Genomic DNA, 23,519 nt, shown 5'->3' with positions numbered 1-23,519 from the left:
ACCCTAGGGACCAGAATTCGCGCCGCAACAGCGGAGTTCGGACGACCGGAAAACAGCCTGGCAATTGCGGCCTAGTCGTGCACTGTTTCCCTATGAATTGCGCCGCCTGTGGTCCGTAGCATGCGACCCGTGCCACCCCAGCGCGTCCCGATGATTTCCGCGGCGATCGAGATCGCCGTCTCCTCCGGGGTTCGCGCACCGAGATCGAGACCGATCGGCGAGTACAGCCGGGCCAGTTGCTCCTCGGGGACGCCCTCGTCGCGCAGGCGGGCCAACCGGTCCTCGTGGGTGCGCCGCGAACCCATCGCGCCGATGTAGGCGGCATCGGTAGCCAGCGCCAGTTTCAGCACCGGTATATCGAACTTGGGATCGTGGGTGAGCACGCAGATCACCGTCCGGCCGTCCACGGCGTGGTCGACGACCAACTGCGACTCCAGGTACCGGTGCGGCCATTCCACGATGACCTCGTCGGCCTCCGGGAATCGTTTCGCGGTGGCGAAGACAGGTCGAGCGTCGCAGACGGTCACCCGGTAGCCGAGGAACTTGCCGGCCCGCGCAACCGCCGCGGCGAAGTCGATCGCGCCGAACACCAGCATTCGCGGGGCCGGTGCGAACGACTGGATGAACACCGTCAACGCGTCGCCGCGGCGTTCCCCGTCCGGGCCGTAGTGCAGCAGCCCGGTGTGGCCCTGGTTCAGTTGCCCGCGACCGTCGTCGGTCACGGCGTCGTCCAGCCGCGGACTGCCCAACGTTCCGGCTCGGCGATCAGGCCAGATCAGCAGGTGCGATCCGACCTGCCCGGCCCCGGACACGATCGTGGCCAGGGCGACCGGCTCGCCCGCGTCGATCGAGGCGACCACGTCGGTGAATTCCGGGAACGTCGCTGCCGAGACCGGCTCGACGAACATGTCGATGATGCCGCCGCAGGTCAGGCCGACGGCGAACGCGTCGTCGTCGGAGAACCCGTAGGTCTGGAAGACGGGTTCGCCGGAAGCCATGACCTCGGTGGCCAGCTCGTAGACCGCGCCCTCGACGCATCCGCCGGACACGCTGCCCACGGCCTCGCCGTCGGCCGAGACCCCCATCGCCGCACCGGGCTGCCGGGGCGCGCTGCGCGAGGTGCCGACCACAGTCGCCAGGCCGAACGTCCGCCCGGACGCGTACCAGCCGCGGATCTCGTCGAGAACGTCACGCATTTATCACGTCCTCCTCAACCGCGCCCGACGGAGGTCGGGTGGCGGGCCACCGGTCGCGCCGGCCGGCGGCCGGTACGTCATCGCCTTCGAGCAGTTGGACCAGTTCGGCGAACGCGGCGACGCTGTGCCCGGCGACCAGTGCGTCGACGTGCGGCAGCACCGCTCGCAGCCCGGCGGTGACCGGCGCGAAGCCGTCGCGCCCGGCGTGCGGGCTTACCCAGATCACTTTGTGCGCCAACCGCCGCAAGCGCAACGCCTGAGCGCCGAGCAGCGTCGCGTCGCCGCGTTCCCAACCATCGCTGGCGATAACCACAACCGCGCCCCGCGCAGTCCCGCGTTGGCCCCAGCGGTCCAGGAAAGCCTTGAGCAGTTCGCCCAGTCGGGTCCCGCCGGACCAGTCCGGGACGGCCGCGGCGACCTCGTGCATCGCCATGTCCGGGTCGCGCGCCTCCATCGCCCGGGTGACCCGAGTCAGTCGCGTGCCGATCGTGAAAACCTCGACGGCCGGCCGCCGGCGGCGCACCACATGGGCGAACCTCAGGTGCGCGTCCGCGTAGGGCTCCATCGACCCGGAGACGTCGATCAGTAGCACGATCCGCCGCGGGCGGCGGGAGTGACGCCGCATCAGCAACTCGTCGCACTCCCCGCCGTGCCGCAGCATCCCGCGCACGGTGCGCCGCGCGTCCAGCGCGCCGCGGTTCGCGGGCCGCAGCCGCAGCGAGCGACGGGTCGACCCGACCGGGTGCAGGCGAGCCAGCAGTCGGCGTACCTCGTCGCGCTCGTCGGGGGTCAACGCCGCGAAATCCTTCTGGCGCAGCAGTTCCTGATCACTGGCCCGGCTGGCCATCGGGTTGACGGCCAGTTGCTCGCCCGCGCCGATCCTCTGGTCGGCAGCCAGTTGCATGCCGACCAGCCGCATCGACGCCGATGCCGATGCCGAGTTCCCCGCTCGCGGCCGTTCGTCGCGGAAGTATGCGGCGAAAGCGATGTCGTAGCGGGCGACGTCGTCTGGGCTCGAGCACAACGTCAGACGTCCGGCCCAGTAGGCGTCGGCGCCGGTGAGCACGTCCAGTTCGCGCAGCGCGACGAGCATCGCCTGGATTCGGTCCGTGCTCGCCGGCACGCCGGTCGCCCGCAGCGTGCGCGCGAAACCGACCACGGTCTCGATGAGATCGTGTTCCTCCGGATTGATCGTGCGACTCATCTGACGACGCGTCAGCCGCTGTGCGGCCCGACGAGGACCTGCAGGCCCTCGGCCGTGACGCGGTCGTTGTCCTCGCGGTACTTCAGGACCGCGCCCAGCGTGCGCGCGGCCACGTCGACGTCGAGGGTCCGGGCGCCGAGCACCATCAGGGCCCGGGTCCAGTCCAGGGTCTCGGCGACGCCCGGCGGCTTGAGCAGGTCGCGCAGCCGCAGCATCGCCACCGCGGCGGCGACCTCGGTGGCCAGTCGCTCACTGACCTCGGGCAGACGGCTGCGGATGATCGCCACCTCGCGCTCGTAGGTGGGGTGCTCCAGCCAGTGGTAGAGGCAGCGGCGCTTGAGGGCGTCGTGGACCTCGCGGGTCCGGTTGGAGGTGACGATCACGATCGGCGGGGTGCCGGCCGAGATCGTACCGAGTTCCGGTATCGAGATCGTGAAGTCGGACAGCACCTCGAGCAGGAAGGCCTCGAACTCGTCGTCGGCCCGGTCGATCTCGTCGATCAGCAACACCGAAGGACTGGTCTCGATCGCCTGCAGCAAGGGTCGGGCCAGCAGGAACCGCCGATCGTAGAGCTCGCCCTCCAGCCGGGCCGCGTCGGTCACTCCGGCAGCCTCGGACGCCCGCAGGTGCAGCAGTTGGCGCGGGAAGTCCCAGTCGTAAAGGGCCTGGGCGGCGTCGATGCCTTCGTAGCACTGCAGCCGGATCAACGGCGCGGAGGTGAGAACGGAGAGCGCGTGCGCCAATGCGGTCTTTCCGACCCCGGCCTCACCCTCGAGAAACAATGGGCGGCCCATCCGAATTGCCAGGTACGTCGCAGTGGCGAGGCCAGCATCCGCTAGGTATCCAACCGATTCCAGTTTGCCAATGAGTTCTTGTACGGAATCTGGATCGGTTCTCCCGACTTCGTTTTCCTGCGCCATAAGGACCCAGGCTACCTATCGGTTTGCGACTGACACGGCGTCAGGTCGATATCGGCGGGCGGCCGTCGGATCGCTTCCGGGCCAGTGCGGCACCGGCCATCGCGATCGCGATGAGCGCGAGCCCGACCGCCCCGAGGGACAGGCCGATCGCGGTGTCGACCAACCGACTGCTCGGCCCGGACCGGCCAGGCATCGCGACGGGCACGGGGGAGGCGGCGGTGGAGGCCGGGGTAGCCGAAACGCTCGGCGTCTGCGAGGCGGTCGCGGCCCCGGTCGGTCCGGTCGACTCGATCGCCGGGCGACTGGTCGACCCGCCGGCGGTCAGGGTGATCTCCGGTGCCGGGTGCAGCGGCGTCGGCCCGCCGGGAACCAGTGGGTCGATCCACTGGACGACCGCGCCGTTGCTCCAGGTCTGCAGCGCCGAGATGCGGACTCGGGCGGCGTCGATCGGAAACTCCCGGACGCTGATCGAGAACGTGCCGTAGCGGCCCGGCTGAATGGCCGTGGTCGTGCTGCGGGCGCTCCAGATGATCCGGGTGACCCGGCCGGCGGTCGGCCCGGGCACCGGTGAGCGCTCGATCGCCAGAGCCCAGCCGAACTTGGCGGTGGGCACCACTCCGAGCAATGGGTGATCGGCGGGCAGGTCCAGCTCGAAGCTCGTGGTGCCGGCGTCAGGGATGTCGTCGGTGACGCGGAACGTGAGCTCGCCGCTGCCACCGGCCGGTTCACTCGACGGGGCGACGCCGACGTCCGCGAACGCCGGGCCGGCTGTGGTCAGGCTCAGCGCCAGCCCGAGCCCGGCCACCCCAGGCCCGCGCCTGTGCCGGTTCGTCGCTCGCGTCATCCGGACCTGTCCCCACCGGGCGCGGACCTGTCCTCACCGGGCGCCCCTCGCCCGCCGCGTCAACAGTTCAATCGTGGCCGCCGGTCGATCTTGGTAACCACCGCGATTTGGCCCGGATTGCCCCATTGTGAGCAAGCCTCACACCAAGCGGCAGGCGGTCCGTGTCTTACCTCACTGACCAGGACCTTTCGGTGAACAATCCCGCTCCGACCCGTACAATCGGGAACCGCCCCGGCTTTGCCACGCACCACTGCTGGCCGCGCGGCCCGTTACGTCCGACGCCTCCAGCGGCGGAGAGGTTGGCGCGCCGCCCCGGATTTCGGACGCGCCCCGACGAAACGGGACCGCCATGGACACCGACGCCGTCACCGAGCTGGCGCTTGCCGCCGGCCGAGGCGATCAGGTCGCAGCTGCTGAGTTCGTCCGAGCCACCCAGGGCGACGTCTGGCGTTACGTGGCCTACCTGGTCGACCGGGGCAACGCCGATGACCTGACCCAGGAGACCTACCTGCGCGCCCTGCGGGGACTGCGCACCTTCCGCGGCGAGACCGCCGGCCGGATCTGGCTGCTGTCGATCGCCCGCCGGGTCGTGGCCGACCATTTCCGCAAGCAGGGTCGGCGGCCCAACGTGGTGGCCGCGCTCGACGGCGCGGACGGCCTGCGCGAACGCCTGCGGGCCGACGGCGACAGCGCCGAGGAGGTCTCCGTCCGGATGCTGATCGCCGCGCTCGACCCGGACAAGCGCGACGCTTTCGTGCTGACCCAGCTCCACGGGCTGTCCTACGCCGAGGCCGCGCAGTCCTGCGGCGTACCGATCGGCACGATCCGGTCCCGCATGGCCCGGGCCCGCGAGCAACTGGTCGCCGACCTGGCCGACCCGCTGGAGCACTCCGATGGCCGCCGGCTGCGGCTGCGCCGCCCGCGCTGACCGGCGGCTCAACCCTGGAACAGCAGGGACAGGCCGCCGATCGTGTAGCCGACCATCAGCACCATGATCGGAAGCTGCCCGGCCACGGCCTTCGTGCGCGGGAACAGCCGCACCGAGCGGTCGTGCGCGGCGAACACCCCGAGGACGTGGCCGGTGACGATCGAGATCACCTGGATGGTCGCGATCGAGGTCACCGTCAGCACCGAGTAGTTGACCTCCAGATGCGCCGTGCCGAACCAGTTCGACCCGTTCACCAGCGGGTCGGAGGCGCGGATCAGCGTCTGCTGCCCGGCGAACACCAGCAGCGAGAGGTAGTGCGCGATCAGATAGCCCACCGCGATGGGCACCAGTGAGTGGGCGAACTCGGTCGCGGTGCCCAGCGGTCGGCGACCGGACAGGAGCCCGGACGCGCACGAGGCCAGCACGAACGCCGTCACGACCAGGGCGATCGAGATGATCAACGCGAACGAGGCCAGTTGGGTCGGGGACAGCGAGGAGTCGTAGCTGTAGTTCGCCCACCAGGCCGACGAGGAGAACGTGTCGAACGCGGTCGAGCCGAGCATGACCCCGAGCAGCGCCACCAGTCCCGGCGCCATCGGGACCGTGTCCAGGTTCTCCAGCGGGTTGCGCAGCACCAGTCTGCCGTCGGAGCGGCGGCCGAGCACCGACAGCCGGCCCATCGTCGAGGAGAACGCCTCGAAGCCGTCGCACTTGTCGAACCACACCGCGCCGAACGCCATCGCGCCGAGCAGGTTCAGCGCGGCGTAGATCGCGAAGTAGCTGCGCAGCGTCGACATCGAGTCGCGGTGCGGCGCGCACAACTCCAGCCAGACGAACGAGAACAGTCCGAGCGCCCCGGGCCAGTAGCCGACCCAGGCGGGCAGGCGTAGTTGGGGATCCGGATCTAGTCGGAGCACCCGGACCAGCAGGGCGTGAATCGTCCGCAGTGGGTTGAGCAGCTTCCAGATCGGCCCGAACAGCAGCGAGCCGGGGATCAGGCCGACCCAGAAGATGACGTAGATCAGGCCGGCGGTCGGGTTCGTGGCCACGTCGGGTCCGAAGAGCGCGGCGAACGTGGTGAACCCGACCAGCAGGAGGCCGACCCCGCGCAAGCCCCAGCGGCACTCGGTGGAGTCCAGGAAATCCGACAGCCCGGCCGGGAGCTCCCGACCGGAGGCCGAACCGGTGAACTTCGACGTCCGCCAGAGGACCGCCAACGCCAGGAACGAGATGACCAGCGCGATGACCGCGCCGATCAGCGCATAGCTGAACGGGAGCGGGAGGTCCTGTCGGGAGCTGACGCCGTGCGCGGGCAGCAGTCGGGCGGGCAGCGCCATCGCGGGTCGCTCAGTCGATCTCGAGGTGGAACAGCAGGTAGGAGGTGTTCTCGACCTCGACCTCGTAGGAGCCCTTCGGCTGATCGGCGGTGAAGGTCTTGGTCACCGTCTGACCGGGCGTCAGATCCAGCTTGTAGTCGAAGCCGTGGACGTGGATCTCGTAGGGCGTCGTGCCTGTGTAGTCCTTGTCGGCCGTAGCGATGATCGTGATCGTCGAGCCCTGCTTGACCTTCAGGATCGCGACCGGGCGGGCCTTGGGCTTGCCGTTCACCAGGTCGATGTGGACGACGGTGCCGGCCGGCGTGGCCGTCGCCGACGGCATGATGCCCGTACTACTGCCGGGCATGCCCGCCATCCCGCCCATCGTGGCGTCGCTGGGGGCCGCCGACGCGGCGGAGCCACCTTGGGTCGTCGTGCTCGAGGAACTGCTGTCGCTGCCCCCGCAGCCCGCGAGGACGAGCACACTCGCCGCCGCCACGGCCAGCACGCGGATCCGTGAACGCAGCAGCACGAGGGGCCCCTTCCGGACGAACAAACTTGCCCGGAGGCTAGCCCACCACCCCTGCGGACCTAGGCCCCGGAGCGTTCCCACTGGGCACCCTCGCCCATGCGTTCCAGGCCCAGCCAGAGCAGCTGCATCAGGTGGCGGGCGGCGCGTTCCGGGGTGACTTCCGGGTGCCCGGCCCGCCAGTGCGCGACCCGCTCCCCCACCCCGCTGATCGCGGCGGCTACGACCTGCAGCTCCACCGGGTCGGCCAGATGCGCGGGCGTGGCGGTGGCCGCCATCAGACCCGCGATCAGCCCGGTCTGCTCGTCGCGGATCGCCTCGATCTCCTCGGCGGCCTCCCGGAACTCCAACTCCGAGTCGGTGATGATCTTCCAGAGCGTGCTGTGCTCGTCGACGAACCGGAACCACGAGACCAACGCCCCGTACAGCCGCTCCTCGCGCACCTCCGAGGACATCGCGCCGGCCAGGATCGCGTCGCGCATCCCGGCCCGCGCCCGGCGCAGGCAGGCGACGAACAGCCCGTCCTTGCTGCCGTAGTAGTGGTAGAGCATCGGCTTGGAGACGCCGACGCGGGCGGCGATCTCGTCCATGGAGACGGCCCGGTAGCCGAGCTCGCCGAAGAGTGTCTCGGCGACGTCGAGCATCAGCGCCTCCCGCTGGGCGCGCGGCATACGGCGCCGCGCACCACCTGCTTCGACGTCGGTGTCCGTCGACAAGTCGCTCGCCACCCTCCCGGTTCGGGGTCTTCCCGAGGTATCTTACTCATGATAACTTACTCATAGTAAGTTCAGGAGGTGGGCCATGCACGAATCGCCGTTGTCCGACCCGGGACTGCCCGGGCACGTCGGGATCGCCATCGTGGGGACGGGCTTCTCCGGCCTGGGCACGGCGATCCGGCTGGCTCGCGCCGGGCGCCGTGACTTCGTCGTGCTCGAGCGCGCCGACGACGTCGGCGGCACCTGGCGCGACAACACCTATCCGGGCGCGGCCTGCGACGTCCCGTCGCGGCTGTACTCGTTCTCGTTCCGGCTGAACCCGGACTGGAGCCGCACCTACTCCCCGCAGGCCGAGATCCTCGAGTACCTGCGTACCTGCGCGCGGGAGGAGGGCGTGCTGCCGCACCTGCGCTTCAACACCGAACTGACCGACGCCTCGTGGGACGCCGCGGCAGGCCGGTGGCGCATCGAGACCAGCCGCGGCAGCCTGACCGCGAACTTCCTGGTGCTCGGCACCGGCGCCCTGGTCGAGCCCGCGCGCCCGGACATCCCGGGCCTGGACTCCTTCGCCGGGACGGTGTTCCACTCCGCCCGCTGGAACCACGACCATGACCTGACGGATCGTCAGGTCGCGGTGATCGGCACCGGCGCCTCGGCGATCCAGTTCGTCCCGCAGGTGGCCGCCGCGGCCGCGAAGTTGAGCCTGTTCCAGCGCACCCCGCCGTGGATCGTGCCGCGACCCGACCGCGCCGTGCGCAGCCTCGAGCGGGCGCTGTACCGCCACGTGCCCCTCGCCCACCGGTTGGCCCGCGCCGGGGTCTACGGCCTGTTGGAGAGCCGGGCACTGGGCTTCGTGCTGCACCCGCGAATGCTGGCGCCGGCCGAACGGATCGCGCTGCGCCACATGCACAAGGCGGTCGAGGACCCCGAACTGCGCGCGAAGTTGACGCCGCACTACAGCATCGGCTGCAAGCGGATCCTGGTCTCCAACGACTACTACCCGGCGGTGGCACTGCCGCAGGTCGACGTGGTGACCGCCGGCATCGAAAGCGTCGAACCCGACGGCATCCGCACCTGCGACGGCGTCCTGCACCCGGCCGACACCCTGATTCTGGGCACCGGATTCCGGGTCACCGACAACCCCGGATTCGCCCGCATCCACGGGCGCGACGGGCGCAGCCTGGAGCAGGTCTGGGCGCACGACGGGATGCACGCCTACCTGGGCACCACCGTGCCCGACTTCCCGAACCTGTTCCTGCTGCTGGGCCCGAACACCGGCATCGGGCACACCTCGGCCGTGTACATGATCGAGTGCCAGATCGACCTGGTGCTGCGGATCCTGGAGCATCTGAGGCAGCATCAGTTGGCCGAGATCGAGGTGCGGCCCGAGGTGGACGCGCAGTGGAATGCCGATCTCGCCCGACGCAGCGAACGCAGCGTCTGGAAGTCCGGCTGCGGCAGTTGGTACCTCGACGCGGCCGGTCGCAACACCGTGCTGTGGCCGGACCTGACCTTCCGCTTCCGGTCCAGTACCCGCCGGTTCGACCCGGCCGACTACTTGTTGCGGACCCGGTCGGAGGTAACCGTCGGCGCCCCCGCCCCGCTCGCCGTGGGCTGACCGCTCGGGCGGGTCGGGTAGGGCCGCGACGTCGGCCTGACCGCCGGACTGGCGGTCGGGACCGGTCGGGTCGTCGGTGCGGGTGGAGCGGCGGACACCACCGGCGTCGGCTCAGCCGTAGGCGTCGGACGGGACCGCTGCGGCGCACCCGACGGGACCGCACGAGGCGCATCGGTGGGCCCGGGCCCGGCGGTGGGCGCCGTGCTCGGCGCCACGGTGGGCGCCGCGCTGGGCGCGGGCGTGGCCGGGGCGGGCGGCGGCGCGAGGGCGCCGTCAGTTGAGTCGCCGGCCGCGGTGGTCGTGTCGCCGGCGTAGCTCAGTCGCCAGGCACCGCCGGGCGACGAGCTGTGCTCGCTGGCCGCGACGACCCCGTCGCCGTCGGACTTCACGGTCTCGACCGCCGTGAACGCAGTGGTCCCCACCGCCCGGAACTGCACGACGACCGGGGCCGTGGGAACGGCGGCCCAGGTGGTGCCGGTCCAGCGCTGCAGCGTGGCGCGCAGGTCGACGGTGCGCGGGTTGGGGTCGGGGGTGGCGGGCTCGCCGGAGCTCTTGGGCGCCTCGACGGCGAAGTGCTCGAAGCGGCTGGCCTGGCGCACCGCGAAGTTGCCGTAGACGTCGTCGGCATCCGAGCTGCGCTGCGCGGTGTCCACGGCGAACGCCTGGATGCGCCAGGAACCCGGCTCCCCGTCGGCCGGGATCGAGCCCTTGACCTGCCACATCCCGTCGCGGTTCGACCCGGACACGTGCTTGAGCCGGAAGGCCCGCCCGTTCTTCGCCGACGGCCCGTAGACGCCGGCGAACACGCTGTCGACGCCGGTCGGATCGGTGACCCGCATCCGGATCATCAGCGCAGAGTGATGCTTCTTCGGCCCGCTCAGCACCACTGCCAGCGGCGCGGTCGTAACCGCGACGATCTGCGGGACGTCACCCGTCGTCGTGCCCGCGGCGAACGCCGGCACGCCGGAGCCAATCGGGGCCGCGGCCAGCACCAGAACCGCTGTCGGGCGCGCGCACCGCCATCCGAACTGCGAACTGACCATTCCCGGCGGTCCTCCCCCTAGTCACACCAGTGTGATTCTACATCTGGAGTCACAAGATCTTTCCTCGCGGGGCCACGGTTTCCGACGCGCCGGGACCTGGCGCGGTACCGCCCGAGGCGAGTGAGAAGAATGCGTGTCGTGCCCGAGCGTCCAACGAGATTCGCCGACCGGTATCGGTTGACCGAGACCCTCGGGCGTGGCGGCATGGGCGAGGTCTGGCGGGCCTACGACGAGCGCCTGAACCGGTACTGCGCGATCAAGGTTCTCCGGCAGATGGAGGACGCGGCCAGCGCCGAGCGGTTCTCCCGCGAGGCCCGGACCTTGGCCTCGCTGCGCCACCCCGGAGTCGTGACCGTCTACGACTACGGCGTCGACAGCGGCCGCCCGTACCTGGTGATGGAACTGCTGCCCGGCCCGTCGCTGGCCGAGATGCTGCGGGAGAGCGGCCCGCTGCCGATCGAGGCGGTGCGCCGCTACGGGGCCCAGGCCGCGTCCGCGCTGCAGGCCGTGCACGACGCAGCCGTCGTGCACCGCGACGTCAAGCCCGCCAATCTGGTGCTCGACACGACCGGCGCGGTCCGCCTGGTCGACTTCGGGATCGCGCTGGGCTCGACGTTCGAGGCCACGCTGACCGAGTACGGCGCGATCATCGGCAGCGCCGCCTACCTGGCCCCGGAGCAGGCGACCGGCGGGCGGGCGACGATCCGTTCCGACCTCTACGGCTTCGGCTGCCTGCTGACGACGTTGCTCACCGGCCGTCCGCCGTTCGCCGATGACGCACCGGTGGAGACCCTCGGCCGGCACCTGTCCGAGGCCCCGGAGCGGCCCTCGGCCCGGCGGCCGGACGTCCCGGCCGACCTGGACTCCCTCGTCCTCGACCTGCTGGCCAAGGCGCCGGAGGACCGCCCGACCAACGCCGCCGAGGTGGCCCGCCGACTGGCCGGCGGCAAGCAGGCCCGATCCGGGCCCGGCCCGGTTCCGATGCCGGTTCGCACCTTCGGTGGCATCGGCCCGGCCACCGACGGCACCAACAGTCGGGCGGACCTGTCGAGCACCACCGCGACCCTGCCACCGCCACCGCCCCCGCCCTCGCACGCCAACCGCCGGGGCACGAGCCGCGGCGTGATGATCGCGCTGTCGGTGATCACCGTGCTGGCACTGGCGGTCGCCGGCTGGGCGCTCACCCGCAGCACCGGCAACTCTCCACCGCCGACCTTGCCGGTGCCCAGCCAGTCGCCGACCGCGGTGATCGCGCCGCTGCAGTCCGCGAAGCCCACGGCCGACTCCAGCGAGACGGCCAAGCCCCCGATGACGCCGCCGCCGCTGCTGCCGCTGCCGTCCCAGACCTCGACCGCGGCACCGACGAACACCGCCGCGCCGCCGAAGTGCACCCTGCTGCTGCCGTGCACCACGCCGGCGCCCGCGACGAACCCGCCGCCGAGCCCATCCCCGCTGCCGGGCACCCCGGCGCCGGCCCACCCCTGACCGGGGGCCTCAGCGGCCCCGGGTGATCCACTCCTGCAGGTGCGGCGCCTCGGCGCCGATGGTCGTGGCCTCGCCGTGTCCGGTGTGGACGGCGGTGGCCGGCGGCAGGGTCAGGAGTCGCTCGCGGATCGAGTCGATGATCGTGTCGAAGTTGCTGAACGAACGGCCGGTCGCGCCCGGCCCGCCGGCGAACAGGGTGTCGCCGGAGAACAGCACGCCGAGTTCCGGGGCGTGGAAGCACACCGCGCCCGGGGCGTGGCCCGGGGTGTGCAGGACCTGCAGTTCCAGGCCGGCCACCGGGACCGTCGCGCCGTCGACGAGGTTGCGGTCCGGGCTCCAGTGCGGGTGGGTCAGCCGCCACAGCTCCAGGTCGGCCGGGTGCAACCAGATCTTGCCGCCGGTGCGGGCGGCCAGGTCGGGCGCCGCGTTGACGTGGTCGTTGTGGGCGTGGGTGCACAGGATCGCGCTGACCAACCGGCCGCCGATCGCCTGTTCGATCGCGTCCGCATCATGTGCGGCGTCGATCACCACGACCTCGTGCTCGTCCCCGACCAGCCAGACGTTGTTCTCCACCGGCCAGGTACCGCCGTCCAGGCTGAATGTCCCGGACGTGACGACCCGTTCGATGCGGACCCCGGTCATCGCCTACTCCCCCACTCGCACCCGCTCAGAAGACCACGACCGACCGCAGCACATCCCCGCCGTGCATCCGCTCGAACGCCTTCTCGACGTCGCCGAGCCCGATGGTCTCGGAGACGAAGGCGTCGAGATCGAGGCGCCCCTGCTGATACAGGTCGATGAGCATCGGGAAGTCGCGGCTGGGCAGGCAGTCGCCGTACCAGGACGACTTCAACGACCCGCCGCGACCGAAGATCTCGATCAGCGGCAGTTCGATCTTCATGTCGGGAGTGGGCACGCCGACCAGCACCACGGTCCCGGCCAGGTCGCGGGCGTAGAACGCCTGCTCGTAGGTCTCCGGGCGGCCGACCGCGTCGATGACGACGTCGGCGCCGTGCCCGCCGGTGGCCTCGCGGATCGCCGCGACGACGTCGGTGTCGCGGGCCTCGACCAGGTGGGTGGCGCCGAGCGCGCCGGCGTGGGCCAGCTTCCGCTTGTCGAGGTCGACGGCCACGATCGTGCGGGCCCCGGCCAACCGGGCGCCGGCGACCGCGGCGCAGCCCACACCGCCGCAGCCGATGACCGCGACGGTGTCGCCACGCCCGACGTTGCCGGTGTTCATCGCCGCGCCGAGGCCGGCCATGACGCCGCACCCGAGCAGGCCGGCGGCCGTGGCCGGGGCGGTCGGGTCGACCTTGGTGCACTGACCGGCGGCGACCAGCGTCTTGCTCGCGAACGCGCCGATGCCCAGCGCCGGGGACAGCGGGGTGCCATCGGCCAACGTCATCTTCTGCTTGGCGTTGTGGGTGGCGAAGCAGTACCAGGGCCGGCCTCGCGCGCAGGAGCGGCACTGCCCGCAGACCGCGCGCCAGTTCAGGATCACGTAGTCGCCCGGGGCGACCCCGGTGACGTCCGGCCCGACCGCCTCCACCGTCCCGGCCGCCTCGTGACCGAGCAGGAACGGGAACTCGTCGTTGATCCCACCCTCGCGGTAGTGCAGGTCCGTGTGGCAGACCCCGCACGCCGCGACCGCGACCAAGGCCTCACCGGGACCCGGATCCGGGACCAGGACCGTCTCGACGCTGACCGGCGCACCCTTCTTCAGCGCGACCACGCCTTGCACCTCGTGGGCCATCGACTGTCTCCTCCGCTCGGGTCGGGGTCGGTCACATTCTGCCCGCTGCTCCTCGCCCGAATACCGCCCCCGGACGCCACGGAATCTGACGCTTTGTCAGGTTCGCCGCCGGTAGTAGCCGGCCGTTTTACGATGGCCCCCCGAACGGGTGTGGGGAGGTGTCGTGAGCTGGTTGCGCGTCGTCACGTATTCCCTGCCGGAGACCGACACCGAGCAGGCTCTCGAGGGCCTTCGGGCCGGCTCCGAGTCGGTCGTCCGCATCCTGGAGGACCAGCCCGGTTTCGGCGGCGCCTACTGGGGCGAGTCGCCGGAGGAGAACACCGTCTCGGCCATCACCCACTGGAGCAGCCTGGCCGCCATCGAGGCTGCCGAGCCGGCACTGGCCCGGGTCCGGGCGCAGCGGGAGTCCGTCGCCGACGGGATCGCGGTGCTCGAGGTCCACAACGTCGGCCTGTTCGCGGTGCCCGCGGTGTCGATGTGGTTCGACGACGACGAACCGCGGGTCTTCGCCGAGCGCCAGGACTACATGCAGCTCTACCCCCGACGCTTCGCGCGCTGGCGACGTTGAGGGGGAGCGAGCGATGACCGAGACCTGGATGCGAGTGGTGGTCTACCACGCGGCCCCCGGCGCGGAGCCGGAGGCGGCCGCGAAGTACCTGCGCTCGAGCACCAGCGACACCCTGGCCCTGCTGGAGAAGCAGCCCGGTTTCCGACTCGGCTACTGGGGCCACAACCCGGTCTCCGGCGAGATGTCCGCGGTCACCTACTGGGAAACCCTCGACGCCATCCACCGAGCCGACCCGATGCTCGACAAGCTGCACGAACGCCGTGCCGAGCATGGCATCCGAGTGACCAGCGCTCGCAACATCCGGCTGTTCGCAGTACCGGTCGGCCCGGTCTGGCAGCAGCCCCCAGGCATCAGCGACTAGCTAGCGGGCGATGAGCGCCCGGTACCCGCTCGGGCTCGTTCCGTAGGCAGCCCGGAACGCCCGGCTGAACACCGCCGCGTCGGTGAACCCGTGGCGGCGGCAGATCCCGGCGATCGAGCCGGCCGGGCCGGCGGCGAGCAGGTCGCGCCGGCAGGCCTCCAGTCGGGCCTCGCGCAGGGACTGCGAGACGGTCCGGCCGCGCGCGGCGAACAACCGCTGCAGGTGTCGGGTGGAGATGAAGTGCGCCGCGGCGATGCTGTCCGGGGACAGCGTCGGATCCCCGAGGTTGGCCAGCAGGTACTGCTCGATGCGGGCCAGCAGGTCCGACTCGGTCGCGGACAGCCCGGTGGGGCAGGCCTCGGCGGCCGCGGTCAGCACCAGGTCGGCGAGTTGGTCGGCGAGTTTCACCGCGCCGCCCTCGGTGGGCTCAGGGCGACTGGTCGCGACGTCGCGCAGCATCCGCGACACCAGGCCGGTCAGCCCGTCATGGCCGGAGAGGTGGTGCGCGGTCAGTGCCGCGGTCTGCTGCTCGGTCAAGGCGACCGCGGTCCGCGGCCAGGTGAACACCAGCAGGTTCCAGCGGGCGGTGGCGTCGCCGGACAGGCCCCAGAAGAACGGCCGATCGGTCTCGTAGACGGTGAAATCGCCGGGCCCCAGCGTGCACTCGCGGCCGTCCTGAACAACGTGTCCGCGGCCCCTGGTGATCAACCCGACCTGCAGATAGCGAACTCCGTCCTGCTGGGCAAAAGTCCGGGTACGGTTTATGCCTTGCGTCACCGACGAGACTTCGGACACTCGCAAATGCGCGATCGCGCCGGTGTCCACGACGCCCTCGAAATGGCCGATTCGGGCCGTGTCGACGTCGAGGGTGACGAAGTGCTCGCGCACGATGTCACGCCACACGCCCACCCGGCCGGTCCGGGTGGCTTCGATCGCATTGCCCACGCCCATGGGCCGATCGCCTCCCAGTTCGCGTGCCCAGACGATACGCGTGCGCCCGACTACCTGTCGTCCGTGGTCAAGCGCACGTCGCGGTGCGTCATGGCCGCCGGCCGCGAATGGCCGCAGCATGACGACAAAGCGTCTGACCCGGGAGCCTTGATGACCGCGACCCTGCCGGTACCCAGCACCGACACCGCGACAAAGGTCGTGCGGGCCGCGTGTCCGCACGACTGCCCGGACACCTGCGCGATGCTGGTGACCGTCGAGGACGGCCGCGCGCTCGAGGTCCGTGGCGACCCGGACCATCCGTTCACCGCAGGCGGGTTGTGCGTCAAGGTCAACAACTTCGTCGAGACCGTCTACTCCCCCGCCCGCGTGCTGTACCCGATGCGCCGCACCGGGCCGAAGGGCTCCGGGCAGTTCGAGCGGATCAGTTGGGACGACGCGATCAGCGAGATCACCACCCGGTTCAAGTCGGCGATCGAGGAGTTCGGCGCGGAATCGGTGCTGCCGATCAGCTACTTGGGCACCCAGGGCATCCTCAACGGGCTGAACGTGGGCGACCCGTTCTTCAACAGGATGGGCGCGACGGTCAGCGAGCGGACGTTCTGCGACTCCGGCTGCTGCACGGCATACGCGATGACGGTCGGCGCGACCGCCGGGGTGGACCCGGAGAGCCTGGTGCACTCCAAGTTCATCCTGATCTGGGCCTGCAACATGATCAGCACGAACCTGCACCTGTGGAAGTTCGTGGCCGAGGCGCAACGGCGCGGGGCGAAGGTCGTCGTGGTCGACCCGGTTCGCACCCGCACCGCCAAGCACGCCGACTGGCACCTGCCGATCCGGCCGGGCACCGACGGCGCACTGGCGCTGGCGATGATGCACGTGATCATCAACGAGGGCCTGACCGATGATGCCTACATCCGTGATCACACCGTGGGATTCGAGGAGCTGCGCGAGCGGGTGCAGCAGTACACCCCGGAGTTCGCGGCCGCCGAGACCGGTCTGGACGCCGCGGACATCCGCACGCTGGCTCGCGAGTACGCGGCCGCGGAGCCGTCGCTGATCCGGATCGGGGTCGCGATCGAGCGGCACGCCGGCGGCGGCCAGACGGTGCGCGCGTTGGCCTCGCTGCCCGCGCTGGTCGGCGCCTGGCGCAAGGTCGGCGGCGGCATCCTGCAATTGCCGCTGTGGGCTTTCCCGGTGAACTGGCCGGCGTTCCTCGGCGCGGAGCTGATCAAGCCCGGCACCCGGGTGCTGAACCAGTTCAACCTCGGTCGCAACCTCAACGGCGAGGCGCGGTTGGACCCGCCGATCAAGGCGCTGATGGTCTACAACTCCAACCCGCTCGTCGTGTGTCCGGAGCAGGAGAAGATGGTCGAGGGCCTCGAGCGCGAGGACCTGTTCACAGTGGTCTCCGAGCACTTCATGACCGATACCGCGGACTACGCGGACCTCGTGTTGCCCGCGACCAGCCAGCTGGAGCAGCACGACATCATGTTCAGCTGGGGCCATCTGTATGTGAGCCTCAATCAGCCGGCCATCGAGCCGTTGGGCGAGGCCATCCCGAACACCGAGCTGTTCCGTCGGCTCGGCCGGGCAATGGGATACACCGAGGAGTACTTCACCCGCGGCGACGAGGACATGATCGCCAACGCTTTCGACTGGTCGGCGCCGGCCATGGAAGGCATCACGGTCGAGTCGCTGAAGGAGACCGGCTGGGCTCGCCTGAACCTGCCGGACGCGGACACCTACGCCCCGCACGCGGAGGGCAATTTCCCGACGCCGTCGGGGAAAACCGAATTCGTGGCCTCGATCGCGGCCGGTGGCAACTTCGTGCTGCCGCTGTTCCGGCAGGGCTCCACCGACCACCAGCCGGGTCAGCCGGTCGACCCGCTGCCCCACTACATCCCGCCGCGGGAGGCCGCGTGGCGGGCCGGGCGCGGACTGAACCTGATCTCACCGAAGGCGCACTCGTACCTGAACTCCAGCTACGGTGACCAGCCCGCGCAGCAGCGCATCGCCGGCGACCCCGCTGTCATCCTGCACCCGAAGGACGCCGCGGACCGCGGTATCAACGACGGTGCGCAGGTGAGGGTGTTCAACGAGCGCGGCTCGTTCGTGGTGGTCGCCAAGATCAGCGACGAGATCGCGCCCGGCGTGGCGTGTGCCTACATGGGCGGGTGGCGGAAGATGTCCACGGCCTTGGCCACGGTGAACTCGGTGAACCCGTTCGAGTTCGCCGACCTCGGCAACGCCCCGACGTTCTCGGACACTTTGGTGGAGGTGGAACCCGTCTGACGCCCCGTCACCTCCTGCATCTTCTGGCGTGTCCCGCGCCCTTCAGCGGCCCCGAAGGGCGCGGGACACGCCAGAGGATGGATTACCGCACCGAGGGGCGCAGCAGGATCGCCGGGATGTCGGCGTGCGGCCGCGGGATGACGTGGGCCGACTTGACCGCGCCCACTCGCGTCGCGGCCGCGGCGCCGGCGTCGACCGCGGCCTTGACCGCCCCGACGTCGCCCGCAACCAGGATGCAGATGAGCCCGCCGCCCACCTGCTGCTTGGAGATCAGCTCGACATTGGCGGCCTTGACCATGGCGTCGGCCGCCTCGGTGCCCGCAACGAGCCCCATGGTCTCCACCAGCCCCAGGGCGCGGCCCTTGAGATCCGGGATGGATGGAAAGAATTCAGCCATGATCGGCCTCCTTGGGTGCCCCAGCCGCCTGGCCGAGGAGCAGTCGTAGCTCCTCGACGCCCGCGCTGGTGGCGGTGAACGTACGGAAACCCATCCGGTACAGATCGGGGACCACGCCGCCCGGGGAGGCCCCGGCCAGGTCGACCCCGACCCGCGCGCCGCCGCGTGTGCTGATCAATTCGCCCAGCAGATGGCGCACCAACGGGTGCAGCACGCTGCCCGGAGCCGCGTCGCCCAGGGCACCGGTGGCGGTGAACTCCGAGATCGTGAACAGCAATTCCTCCGGGTAGCCGTGCGCTGCCCGGGTGAGCTCGTGCAGGTCGACCCAGAGCGCCGCGTTCGGCCTGCTCTTCAGCCGCGACTCGAACAGCGCCGCCGGGTTGCCCAGCACCGCCCCGGACCGCAGCCCGGCCGCGATCGCCAGTTCGGCGAACGCGTCGATCTCGGCGGCGTTGGTGACCCCGCCCAGCAGCACGGTCGTGGCGCCGTGCCCGGTGTCGCGGACCGCGGTCGCGATGCCGTCGAGCCAGGCCGACAGCAGACGCTTGGGGCCCAACGGCAGCAGCAGGTGCGGGGCGAGGCTGGCCCACTCGTGGATCAGCCTGCGCGCCCGTGGCGAGGTGAGCACCGGCAGCCGCAGGTCGAGCGGCAGCCCGCCGCTGTTCTCCAGCACCGTGCGCACGACCACCTGGACGTCCGGGACGAGCACGTCCTCGATCCGGGCCGCGGGCGCGTTCGGGTCGTGGCTCAGGACCTCGATCGCGGCGACCGTCCGGCCGACCGCGCCGGGATGCTGGCCCAACAGATCGGTCAGGCCGACCGGGCCGATCCCGGCTCCCCCTCGGCCGGCGCTCGCGCCGGCCGCCGCGGCCGGCAGCCAGACCCCGGCACCGGAACGCCGGTCGGCGACGGAGAGCAGGTGCTCGAGGCCGCCGCCGGTGCTGTCGGGGACCGAACGCGGCAGGATCCCCGCGTACACCTGCCCGGTGCCACCGTCGACGGACAGTTCGGTGCCTTCGGCGTACCCGACGCCGTCGATGGAGAAGAACATCTCCGCGGGCCGCACATCGATCTGCGCCGCACCGACCACGCAGGGCTTGTCCAATGCGCGGGAGACCACCGCGGCATGGCTGGTCGCGCCGCCGCGGGCGGTGACCACCGCGGTGGCCGCGAGCATGCCCCGCAGGTCCTGCGGGCTGGTGGTCGGCCGCACGAGCACGACGTCGGTGCCCTCGGCCGCCAACGCCGCGGCCCGGTCGGCGTCGAGCACCGCGACGCCGCTGCCATGCCCCGGCGAGGCCCCGATGCCGGTGGTGAGCACCCTCGCCCGAGACACCGCCGCGGCGGAGAACTGGGGCGAGACCAGGCGGCGCACCTGTTCGACGGTGACGCGGTCGACCGCAGTCTCCTCGTCGATGGCCCCCTCGGCGAGCAACTCGGTGGCGATCCGCACCGCCGCCGCCGCCGTCCGCTTGGCCGGGCGGACCTGGAGCAGGTAGAGCTTGCCGGTCTCGACGGTGAACTCGATGTCCAACGCGTCGCTGTACTCGCGCTCCAGGGACTTGCCGTAGGACGTCAGCGAGGTGCGCAGCACGACCAATTCCGGGTTGGGGTGCGCGAGGTCGACCGGCGTGCGGGTGCCCGCCACAACCTCCTCGCCCTGCCCCTGCGGCAAGTACTCGCCGTACAGGTTGGCCTCGCCGGTCTTCGGATCGCGGGTGAACGCCACGCCGCTACCGGAGTCCGGGCCGGAGTTGCCGAACACCATCGCCTGCACCACCACGGCGGTGCCGAGGTCGTCCGGGATGCCGTGGTGGGCGCGGTAGGTCTTGGCGCGGCGGGAGTTCCAGGACCGGAACACTGCGGCGATGGAGCCGTCGAGTTGGGTGCGCGGGTTGGCCGGCACGACCACACCCTCGTTGCCGAGGAACTTCAGGACCGCGTTCTCGAACACCATCGCGCTCTCGGGGTTGAGCGCGTTCGCCGCGTCCGCACACTCGGCCGCGACCGCCACCTTCAGCAGGTCCGGGTCGACGTCGAGCACGATGTCGGCGTACATCGCCCAGAACCGCATCCAGCAGTCGGCGGCGACCGGGGCCGAGACAGCGGCAGCGAATCGGCCGATGTTGTTGCGGTCCAGTCCTAGGTTCAGGACGGTGTCCATCATCCCGGGCATCGAGACCTTCGCCCCGGACCGCACGGAGACCAGCAGGGGCTGGCCGCTACCACCGCCGAACGGGCGGCCGCTGGCCCGCTCCAGCCCGGAGATCGCGGCGCTGACCTGTTCGCCGAGGCCGTCGGGGAAACGGCCGCCGGTCTGGCCGAACAATCGGCACGCGTTGGTGTCGATCACGAATGCGGGCGGCACCGGCAGGCGCAGAGCGGTCATCCGGGCCAGGCCCGCGCCCTTGCCACCGAACCGTGCGGTGTCGTTCGGGTCGATGTGGGCTACGTCGTGGACCCAGCGCTCCATGGATGCGTCAGTGGTCCGACTCTGCGTCGAGGCGCGGGCGCCCCAGCAGGGTCAGGATGTCCTCATGGAACTCGAACCAGATGTTGTGGATCGAGTCCGCGGTGGGGCTGGTGATGAACTCGCTCTTTCCTGCCTCGACAAGTTCCAGGGCGTGCTCGAACCGGTCGGCGTAGCGCGTGTAGCGCGGCACCGTTTCGGCGATCGTACCGAGCGCGCGAACCTGCCGGCTGACGATCTTCAGCAACTTGTCCAGGACACCCTCGTCCTGGCCGGAGGTCTGCCAGGCGCTGATCGTCTGCAGGAACTGGGAATTCAGTGTCTCGAAGCGCTGGTACCAGTCCTCGACCGTGGAGTTCTCACGCAGGCTCGCGTAGCGCTCCTCGTATCCCTCCAGCACGGCGCGGGTGCCGTCCTCGGAGAGCATGTACTGCCCGCCCAGATCCTCGAGACTGCCGTTCTCGATCTCCGCCGCGATCAGTTCCCGGGCCGCACCGGACTCGAGACCGGTGCATTCGGTGACCACGTCCGCGGAAGCGATCTTGCGCAGGTACACGGCGTTGAGGGCCTCGAAGGCCTCGTCGTTCATTGGCTCTCCTCCGCGGGTGTTTCTCGCTCGTTCCTCGCTCGTCAACAGGCTTCAATCGGCTCGGGAGCGAGAGGCCTCGCAGGCTCGGTCTCTCGCTCCGCTCGCCTCAATCGCCTGTCGAGCAGGCGGGTCGCGCGGGCCGCCCCGGGACAGGGCGGCCCGCGCCAGTTTTCGGGTTAGATCCAGGCGTACTTGCTGGACCGCAGGTCCGCGTTGGCCGAGAACGGCAGGTAGCCCTCGCCGGAGAAGATCTTCTGCGGGACGGTGACCTGGACGAAGTTGCGCTTGGTGATCTCGTAGTAGTAGTTCGCCACGCGCTGGTCGATCTCCCAGTAGTCGTACTTGGGAGTGTTCACCTCTTCCCAGATCCCGGCCTTGCGAAGGTACGGGAGGAGCATGTCGACGTAGTAGGACCAGATGCCGTTGGTGAGCAGCTCACGGCGCGGCATGCGGATGGTCTTGTCGTACATCTTGACCGTGGCGGTGCGGATCTTCTCCAGGTGCGGCTCCAGCTCGGTGAGCTTGAGCGGGTAGACCTCACCCATCGGGGTGTCCCACTTGTCCCGCACGAAGATCGCCCCACCGGTGATCCCGGGGATGTAGTTCTTCGGGATCGTGAAGGTGGTGGAGATGTCGTTGACCCGGATCTCGTCCAGCCCGAACTTGTCCGGGTCCACGATCACCGCGAGGGTGTAGCAGTGCGGCAGTTCGTCGCACACGTCGGACCAGTGGTAGACCTCCTCGTTGACGAAGAGGTCGCGGATGATCAGCAGGCGGCCGTCGGGCAGCGGGTACGGGCCGGTGTCGCCCAGGCCGAGCCGGCAGTCGTAGTGGTCGAAGAACGCGAGCAGTTCGGCGGTGGCGTTGAAGTTGGTGAACCGGCGGAAGTCCTCCGAGCCCTCCTCGAAGTCCACTGTCTGACCCATGACCTGGTCGATGATCGACTGGTCGTGGATCTGGCAGCGGTAGCGGTCCTGCGAGTTCAGGATGTAGCCGTCCTGGCGCTTGCCCCACAACACGCGCTGCATGAACTTCAGAATGATGTTCGATTCCTCGACGTAGTCGTCGGGGCCGATGGCCTCCAGGGCCAGCAGACCGCAACGACCCATGCCGAACGCGACCGCGCCCAGACACCAGTCGTGCACGCAGTTGATCTTGGTGCCGATCTCCTTGCGAGCGGAGGCGCCGATGTTCATGATGCCCTCGGCCCCGAGGTTGTCCGTCATCATCCGCATGAACTGCGGGTAGCGGTAGAACTCCTGCATGAACGAGAGAATCTCGTATTCCTGGCGGGGGATCATGCCCGAGACACCCTCGGTGGCGCGCATGACCAGCACGTCCCAGATGTTCCACGCCAGGTAGTTGTTCAGGTCGTTGAGCTCGTCGATCGTGAACTCGTCCTTCAGGACCTCTTCCTTGGTGACCTTCTCCAGGACCCCGGACTTGGCGCGCTCACGCATCATGCGGTCGCCGAGGATGCCGTCGGGCACGCCGGGCATGCCCTTGAAGTTGCCGATGTACTCCAGGTTCTGAAACCGGAGACCCTCGTCGCCTGCGTCGTTCCATCGCTTCAGGTACTCCGCGTTGCCGGTCGCGCTCATGGAACCTCTCTCGTGTCTGCGTGAGTGTCGGAAGTCGGGCGTGCGCGCCGTCAGGCGTTGAGGACGACCCTGCCCAGGTCGTGGTCGGAGCAGTCGAGGGTGACGTTCTTGCCCTCGAGTTCGGCGACGATCTCGGCGAAGTGCGCGTCGCCGGGGTCGCCCACGACGTAACGCGAGGAGCTGCCCGTCAGGTACGCGGTCATCACGCAGGGGATCTGGAACTCGCGGGAGAGGATGCCCAGGTGGGACTCGGGGGCACCGGACATCGTGATCACGCCGATGGCGCCCATGGTGAGGGCCGGGGCGAGGAAGGTGGTGGTGCCGCCGCGGACGAGCAGGATGTGCTCGGCGAGCTTCCCACTCTTGATCAGGCCCATCACCGAGGCCGGGTCCTTCAGGTACTTGATGGTGCCGGTAGCGGTTTTCGGGGTTTCGAAGGCGTTGTAGCCCTCAGCGATCACGGTCATTAACTTTGCCTCCAGCGGCGATGATGGACAGGGCGTAGGACAGGTACGGGTCGTCGCGACGGACAGTTGCGGACGAGCATGACGGGCCGTCACAGCCGCACCCGGGTGGGGTTGCCGGCGCCGGGACGGTGGTCCGCCGGGCCCGGCGTACCCGACTCGCCGCGGCGATCTCGGCGTGGACGTCACGCAGGCCGGTCGCGACGGGGATCTCACAGGTCAGGCATTGGCACCCGCCAGGGGTGCAGGACCCGTCGGGCAGCAGGACGGCGAC

General features: G+C 70.2%; 23 protein-coding genes. 6 read left to right on the top strand and 17 right to left on the bottom strand.

Going from position 1 to position 23,519, the window contains the following annotated elements:
* Positions 1-71 precede the first annotated feature (71 nt).
* The 4 genes from VHU88_18785 to VHU88_18770 all read right to left on the bottom strand — a co-directional run bounded on the left by VHU88_18785 (position 72) and on the right by VHU88_18770 (position 4,164).
* Positions 72-1,196 (bottom strand): XdhC family protein, encoded by a 1,125-nt coding sequence (locus VHU88_18785; protein ID HEX3613743.1) that lies wholly within the window; start codon positions 1,194-1,196, stop codon positions 72-74.
* Positions 1,189-2,400: a VWA domain-containing protein gene (locus VHU88_18780; protein HEX3613742.1), complete on the bottom strand. Its 1,212-nt coding sequence runs from the start codon at positions 2,398-2,400 to the stop codon at positions 1,189-1,191. Before VHU88_18780 ends, VHU88_18785 begins: the two co-directional genes overlap by 8 nt.
* 11 nt (positions 2,401-2,411) lie before the next feature.
* Positions 2,412-3,194, bottom strand: coding sequence for a MoxR family ATPase (locus VHU88_18775; GenBank protein ID HEX3613741.1), 783 nt, complete (start codon positions 3,192-3,194; stop codon positions 2,412-2,414).
* A 166-nt stretch (positions 3,195-3,360) separates the two neighbouring features.
* Complete coding sequence (locus VHU88_18770) at positions 3,361-4,164, bottom strand: DUF1775 domain-containing protein (GenBank protein ID HEX3613740.1); 804 nt, start codon at positions 4,162-4,164, stop codon at positions 3,361-3,363.
* 349 nt (positions 4,165-4,513) lie between these two features.
* Between VHU88_18770 and VHU88_18765 the strand changes: the two genes are divergently transcribed.
* Entirely contained in the window at positions 4,514-5,092 is a 579-nt protein-coding gene (locus VHU88_18765; protein HEX3613739.1) for a sigma-70 family RNA polymerase sigma factor, read from the top strand.
* Positions 5,093-5,100: 8 nt separating this feature from the next.
* Here the strand turns inward: VHU88_18765 and VHU88_18760 are convergent, their stop codons facing one another.
* Genes VHU88_18760 through VHU88_18750 form a run of 3 tightly spaced genes read right to left on the bottom strand, consistent with a single transcriptional unit; the run spans position 5,101 to position 7,653 of the window.
* Positions 5,101-6,429: a hypothetical protein gene (locus VHU88_18760; GenBank protein HEX3613738.1), complete on the bottom strand. Its 1,329-nt coding sequence runs from the start codon at positions 6,427-6,429 to the stop codon at positions 5,101-5,103.
* Positions 6,430-6,439: 10 nt separating this feature from the next.
* Positions 6,440-6,940 carry a hypothetical protein gene (locus VHU88_18755; protein ID HEX3613737.1) on the bottom strand — a complete coding sequence of 167 codons (501 nt, stop codon included), beginning with the start codon at positions 6,938-6,940 and terminating at the stop codon, positions 6,440-6,442.
* Between the two features lie 59 nt (positions 6,941-6,999).
* Positions 7,000-7,653 carry a TetR/AcrR family transcriptional regulator gene (locus tag VHU88_18750; GenBank protein ID HEX3613736.1) on the bottom strand — a complete coding sequence of 218 codons (654 nt, stop codon included), beginning with the start codon at positions 7,651-7,653 and terminating at the stop codon, positions 7,000-7,002.
* A gap of 85 nt (positions 7,654-7,738) precedes the next feature.
* On the opposite strand from VHU88_18750, the gene VHU88_18745 reads away from it, so the two are divergent.
* Positions 7,739-9,271 (top strand): NAD(P)/FAD-dependent oxidoreductase, encoded by a 1,533-nt coding sequence (locus tag VHU88_18745; GenBank protein HEX3613735.1) that lies wholly within the window; start codon positions 7,739-7,741, stop codon positions 9,269-9,271.
* Here the strand turns inward: VHU88_18745 and VHU88_18740 are convergent.
* Positions 9,208-10,314 (bottom strand): hypothetical protein, encoded by a 1,107-nt coding sequence (locus tag VHU88_18740; protein ID HEX3613734.1) that lies wholly within the window; start codon positions 10,312-10,314, stop codon positions 9,208-9,210. The genes VHU88_18745 and VHU88_18740 overlap by 64 nt on opposite strands.
* A 138-nt stretch (positions 10,315-10,452) precedes the next feature.
* Here VHU88_18740 and VHU88_18735 point away from each other — a divergent pair, with 138 nt between their 5' ends.
* A complete protein-coding gene (locus VHU88_18735) occupies positions 10,453-11,799 on the top strand; it encodes a serine/threonine-protein kinase (protein ID HEX3613733.1) in 1,347 nt (448 codons plus the stop codon).
* A 9-nt stretch (positions 11,800-11,808) separates the two neighbouring features.
* On the opposite strand, the gene VHU88_18730 is transcribed toward VHU88_18735, so the two are convergent.
* Together VHU88_18730 and VHU88_18725 are read right to left on the bottom strand one after the other, a co-directional pair.
* Positions 11,809-12,441, bottom strand: coding sequence for an MBL fold metallo-hydrolase (locus tag VHU88_18730; protein HEX3613732.1), 633 nt, complete (start codon positions 12,439-12,441; stop codon positions 11,809-11,811).
* Positions 12,442-12,466: 25 nt separating this feature from the next.
* Positions 12,467-13,552, bottom strand: coding sequence for an S-(hydroxymethyl)mycothiol dehydrogenase (locus VHU88_18725; protein ID HEX3613731.1), 1,086 nt, complete (start codon positions 13,550-13,552; stop codon positions 12,467-12,469).
* A 163-nt stretch (positions 13,553-13,715) separates the two neighbouring features.
* Between VHU88_18725 and VHU88_18720 the strand changes: the two genes are divergently transcribed.
* A complete protein-coding gene (locus VHU88_18720) occupies positions 13,716-14,120 on the top strand; it encodes a hypothetical protein (protein HEX3613730.1) in 405 nt (134 codons plus the stop codon).
* Positions 14,121-14,133: 13 nt separating this feature from the next.
* Positions 14,134-14,481 carry a hypothetical protein gene (locus VHU88_18715; protein HEX3613729.1) on the top strand — a complete coding sequence of 116 codons (348 nt, stop codon included), beginning with the start codon at positions 14,134-14,136 and terminating at the stop codon, positions 14,479-14,481.
* Here VHU88_18715 and VHU88_18710 read toward each other — a convergent pair whose 3' ends face one another.
* A complete protein-coding gene (locus tag VHU88_18710) occupies positions 14,482-15,432 on the bottom strand; it encodes a helix-turn-helix domain-containing protein (GenBank protein HEX3613728.1) in 951 nt (316 codons plus the stop codon). It lies immediately after the preceding gene.
* 150 nt (positions 15,433-15,582) lie between these two features.
* Between VHU88_18710 and VHU88_18705 the strand changes: the two genes are divergently transcribed.
* Positions 15,583-17,724 carry a molybdopterin-dependent oxidoreductase gene (locus VHU88_18705; GenBank protein HEX3613727.1) on the top strand — a complete coding sequence of 714 codons (2,142 nt, stop codon included), beginning with the start codon at positions 15,583-15,585 and terminating at the stop codon, positions 17,722-17,724.
* Positions 17,725-17,806: 82 nt separating this feature from the next.
* Here the strand turns inward: VHU88_18705 and VHU88_18700 are convergent, their stop codons facing one another.
* The 6 genes from VHU88_18700 to VHU88_18675 all read right to left on the bottom strand — a co-directional run.
* Entirely contained in the window at positions 17,807-18,121 is a 315-nt protein-coding gene (locus VHU88_18700; GenBank protein HEX3613726.1) for a BMC domain-containing protein, read from the bottom strand.
* Positions 18,114-20,594, bottom strand: a complete 2,481-nt coding sequence (locus VHU88_18695; protein ID HEX3613725.1) for a pyruvate, phosphate dikinase — start codon at positions 20,592-20,594, stop codon at positions 18,114-18,116. Before VHU88_18695 ends, VHU88_18700 begins: the two co-directional genes overlap by 8 nt.
* A gap of 7 nt (positions 20,595-20,601) precedes the next feature.
* Positions 20,602-21,180, bottom strand: a complete 579-nt coding sequence (locus tag VHU88_18690; GenBank protein ID HEX3613724.1) for a hypothetical protein — start codon at positions 21,178-21,180, stop codon at positions 20,602-20,604.
* A 176-nt stretch (positions 21,181-21,356) separates the two neighbouring features.
* Positions 21,357-22,781: a hypothetical protein gene (locus VHU88_18685; protein ID HEX3613723.1), complete on the bottom strand. Its 1,425-nt coding sequence runs from the start codon at positions 22,779-22,781 to the stop codon at positions 21,357-21,359.
* Between the two features lie 50 nt (positions 22,782-22,831).
* Positions 22,832-23,248 (bottom strand): PEP-utilizing enzyme, encoded by a 417-nt coding sequence (locus VHU88_18680; GenBank protein ID HEX3613722.1) that lies wholly within the window; start codon positions 23,246-23,248, stop codon positions 22,832-22,834.
* Positions 23,232-23,519, bottom strand: a 288-nt coding sequence (locus tag VHU88_18675) for a hypothetical protein (protein HEX3613721.1), incomplete at its 5' end; no start/stop codon positions are given. The genes VHU88_18680 and VHU88_18675, both read right to left, overlap by 17 nt.

The organism is Sporichthyaceae bacterium (assembly GCA_036269075.1).
Taxonomy (GTDB): domain Bacteria; phylum Actinomycetota; class Actinomycetes; order Sporichthyales; family Sporichthyaceae; genus DASQPJ01.
This window is presented reverse-complemented; position numbering and strand designations above follow the sequence as displayed.

Bases quoted from the DNA above. Each gene is read 5' to 3' on its own strand.
- VHU88_18785 (HEX3613743.1), bottom strand. From the start codon at position 1,196: ATGCGTGACGTTCTCGACGAGATCCGCGGCTGGTACGCGTCCGGGCGG.
- VHU88_18780 (HEX3613742.1), bottom strand. From the start codon at position 2,400: ATGAGTCGCACGATCAATCCGGAGGAACACGATCTCATCGAGACCGTG.
- VHU88_18775 (HEX3613741.1), bottom strand. From the start codon at position 3,194: ATGGGCCGCCCATTGTTTCTCGAGGGTGAGGCCGGGGTCGGAAAGACC.
- VHU88_18770 (HEX3613740.1), bottom strand. From the start codon at position 4,164: ATGACGCGAGCGACGAACCGGCACAGGCGCGGGCCTGGGGTGGCCGGG.
- VHU88_18765 (HEX3613739.1), top strand. From the start codon at position 4,514: ATGGACACCGACGCCGTCACCGAGCTGGCGCTTGCCGCCGGCCGAGGC.
- VHU88_18760 (HEX3613738.1), bottom strand. From the start codon at position 6,429: ATGGCGCTGCCCGCCCGACTGCTGCCCGCGCACGGCGTCAGCTCCCGA.
- VHU88_18745 (HEX3613735.1), top strand. From the start codon at position 7,739: ATGCACGAATCGCCGTTGTCCGACCCGGGACTGCCCGGGCACGTCGGG.
- VHU88_18740 (HEX3613734.1), bottom strand. From the start codon at position 10,314: ATGGTCAGTTCGCAGTTCGGATGGCGGTGCGCGCGCCCGACAGCGGTT.
- VHU88_18730 (HEX3613732.1), bottom strand. From the start codon at position 12,441: ATGACCGGGGTCCGCATCGAACGGGTCGTCACGTCCGGGACATTCAGC.
- VHU88_18725 (HEX3613731.1), bottom strand. From the start codon at position 13,552: ATGGCCCACGAGGTGCAAGGCGTGGTCGCGCTGAAGAAGGGTGCGCCG.
- VHU88_18715 (HEX3613729.1), top strand. From the start codon at position 14,134: ATGACCGAGACCTGGATGCGAGTGGTGGTCTACCACGCGGCCCCCGGC.
- VHU88_18710 (HEX3613728.1), bottom strand. From the start codon at position 15,432: ATGGGCGTGGGCAATGCGATCGAAGCCACCCGGACCGGCCGGGTGGGC.
- VHU88_18705 (HEX3613727.1), top strand. From the start codon at position 15,583: ATGACCGCGACCCTGCCGGTACCCAGCACCGACACCGCGACAAAGGTC.
- VHU88_18700 (HEX3613726.1), bottom strand. From the start codon at position 18,121: ATGGCTGAATTCTTTCCATCCATCCCGGATCTCAAGGGCCGCGCCCTG.
- VHU88_18695 (HEX3613725.1), bottom strand. From the start codon at position 20,594: ATGGAGCGCTGGGTCCACGACGTAGCCCACATCGACCCGAACGACACC.
- VHU88_18690 (HEX3613724.1), bottom strand. From the start codon at position 21,180: ATGAACGACGAGGCCTTCGAGGCCCTCAACGCCGTGTACCTGCGCAAG.
- VHU88_18685 (HEX3613723.1), bottom strand. From the start codon at position 22,781: ATGAGCGCGACCGGCAACGCGGAGTACCTGAAGCGATGGAACGACGCA.
- VHU88_18680 (HEX3613722.1), bottom strand. From the start codon at position 23,248: ATGACCGTGATCGCTGAGGGCTACAACGCCTTCGAAACCCCGAAAACC.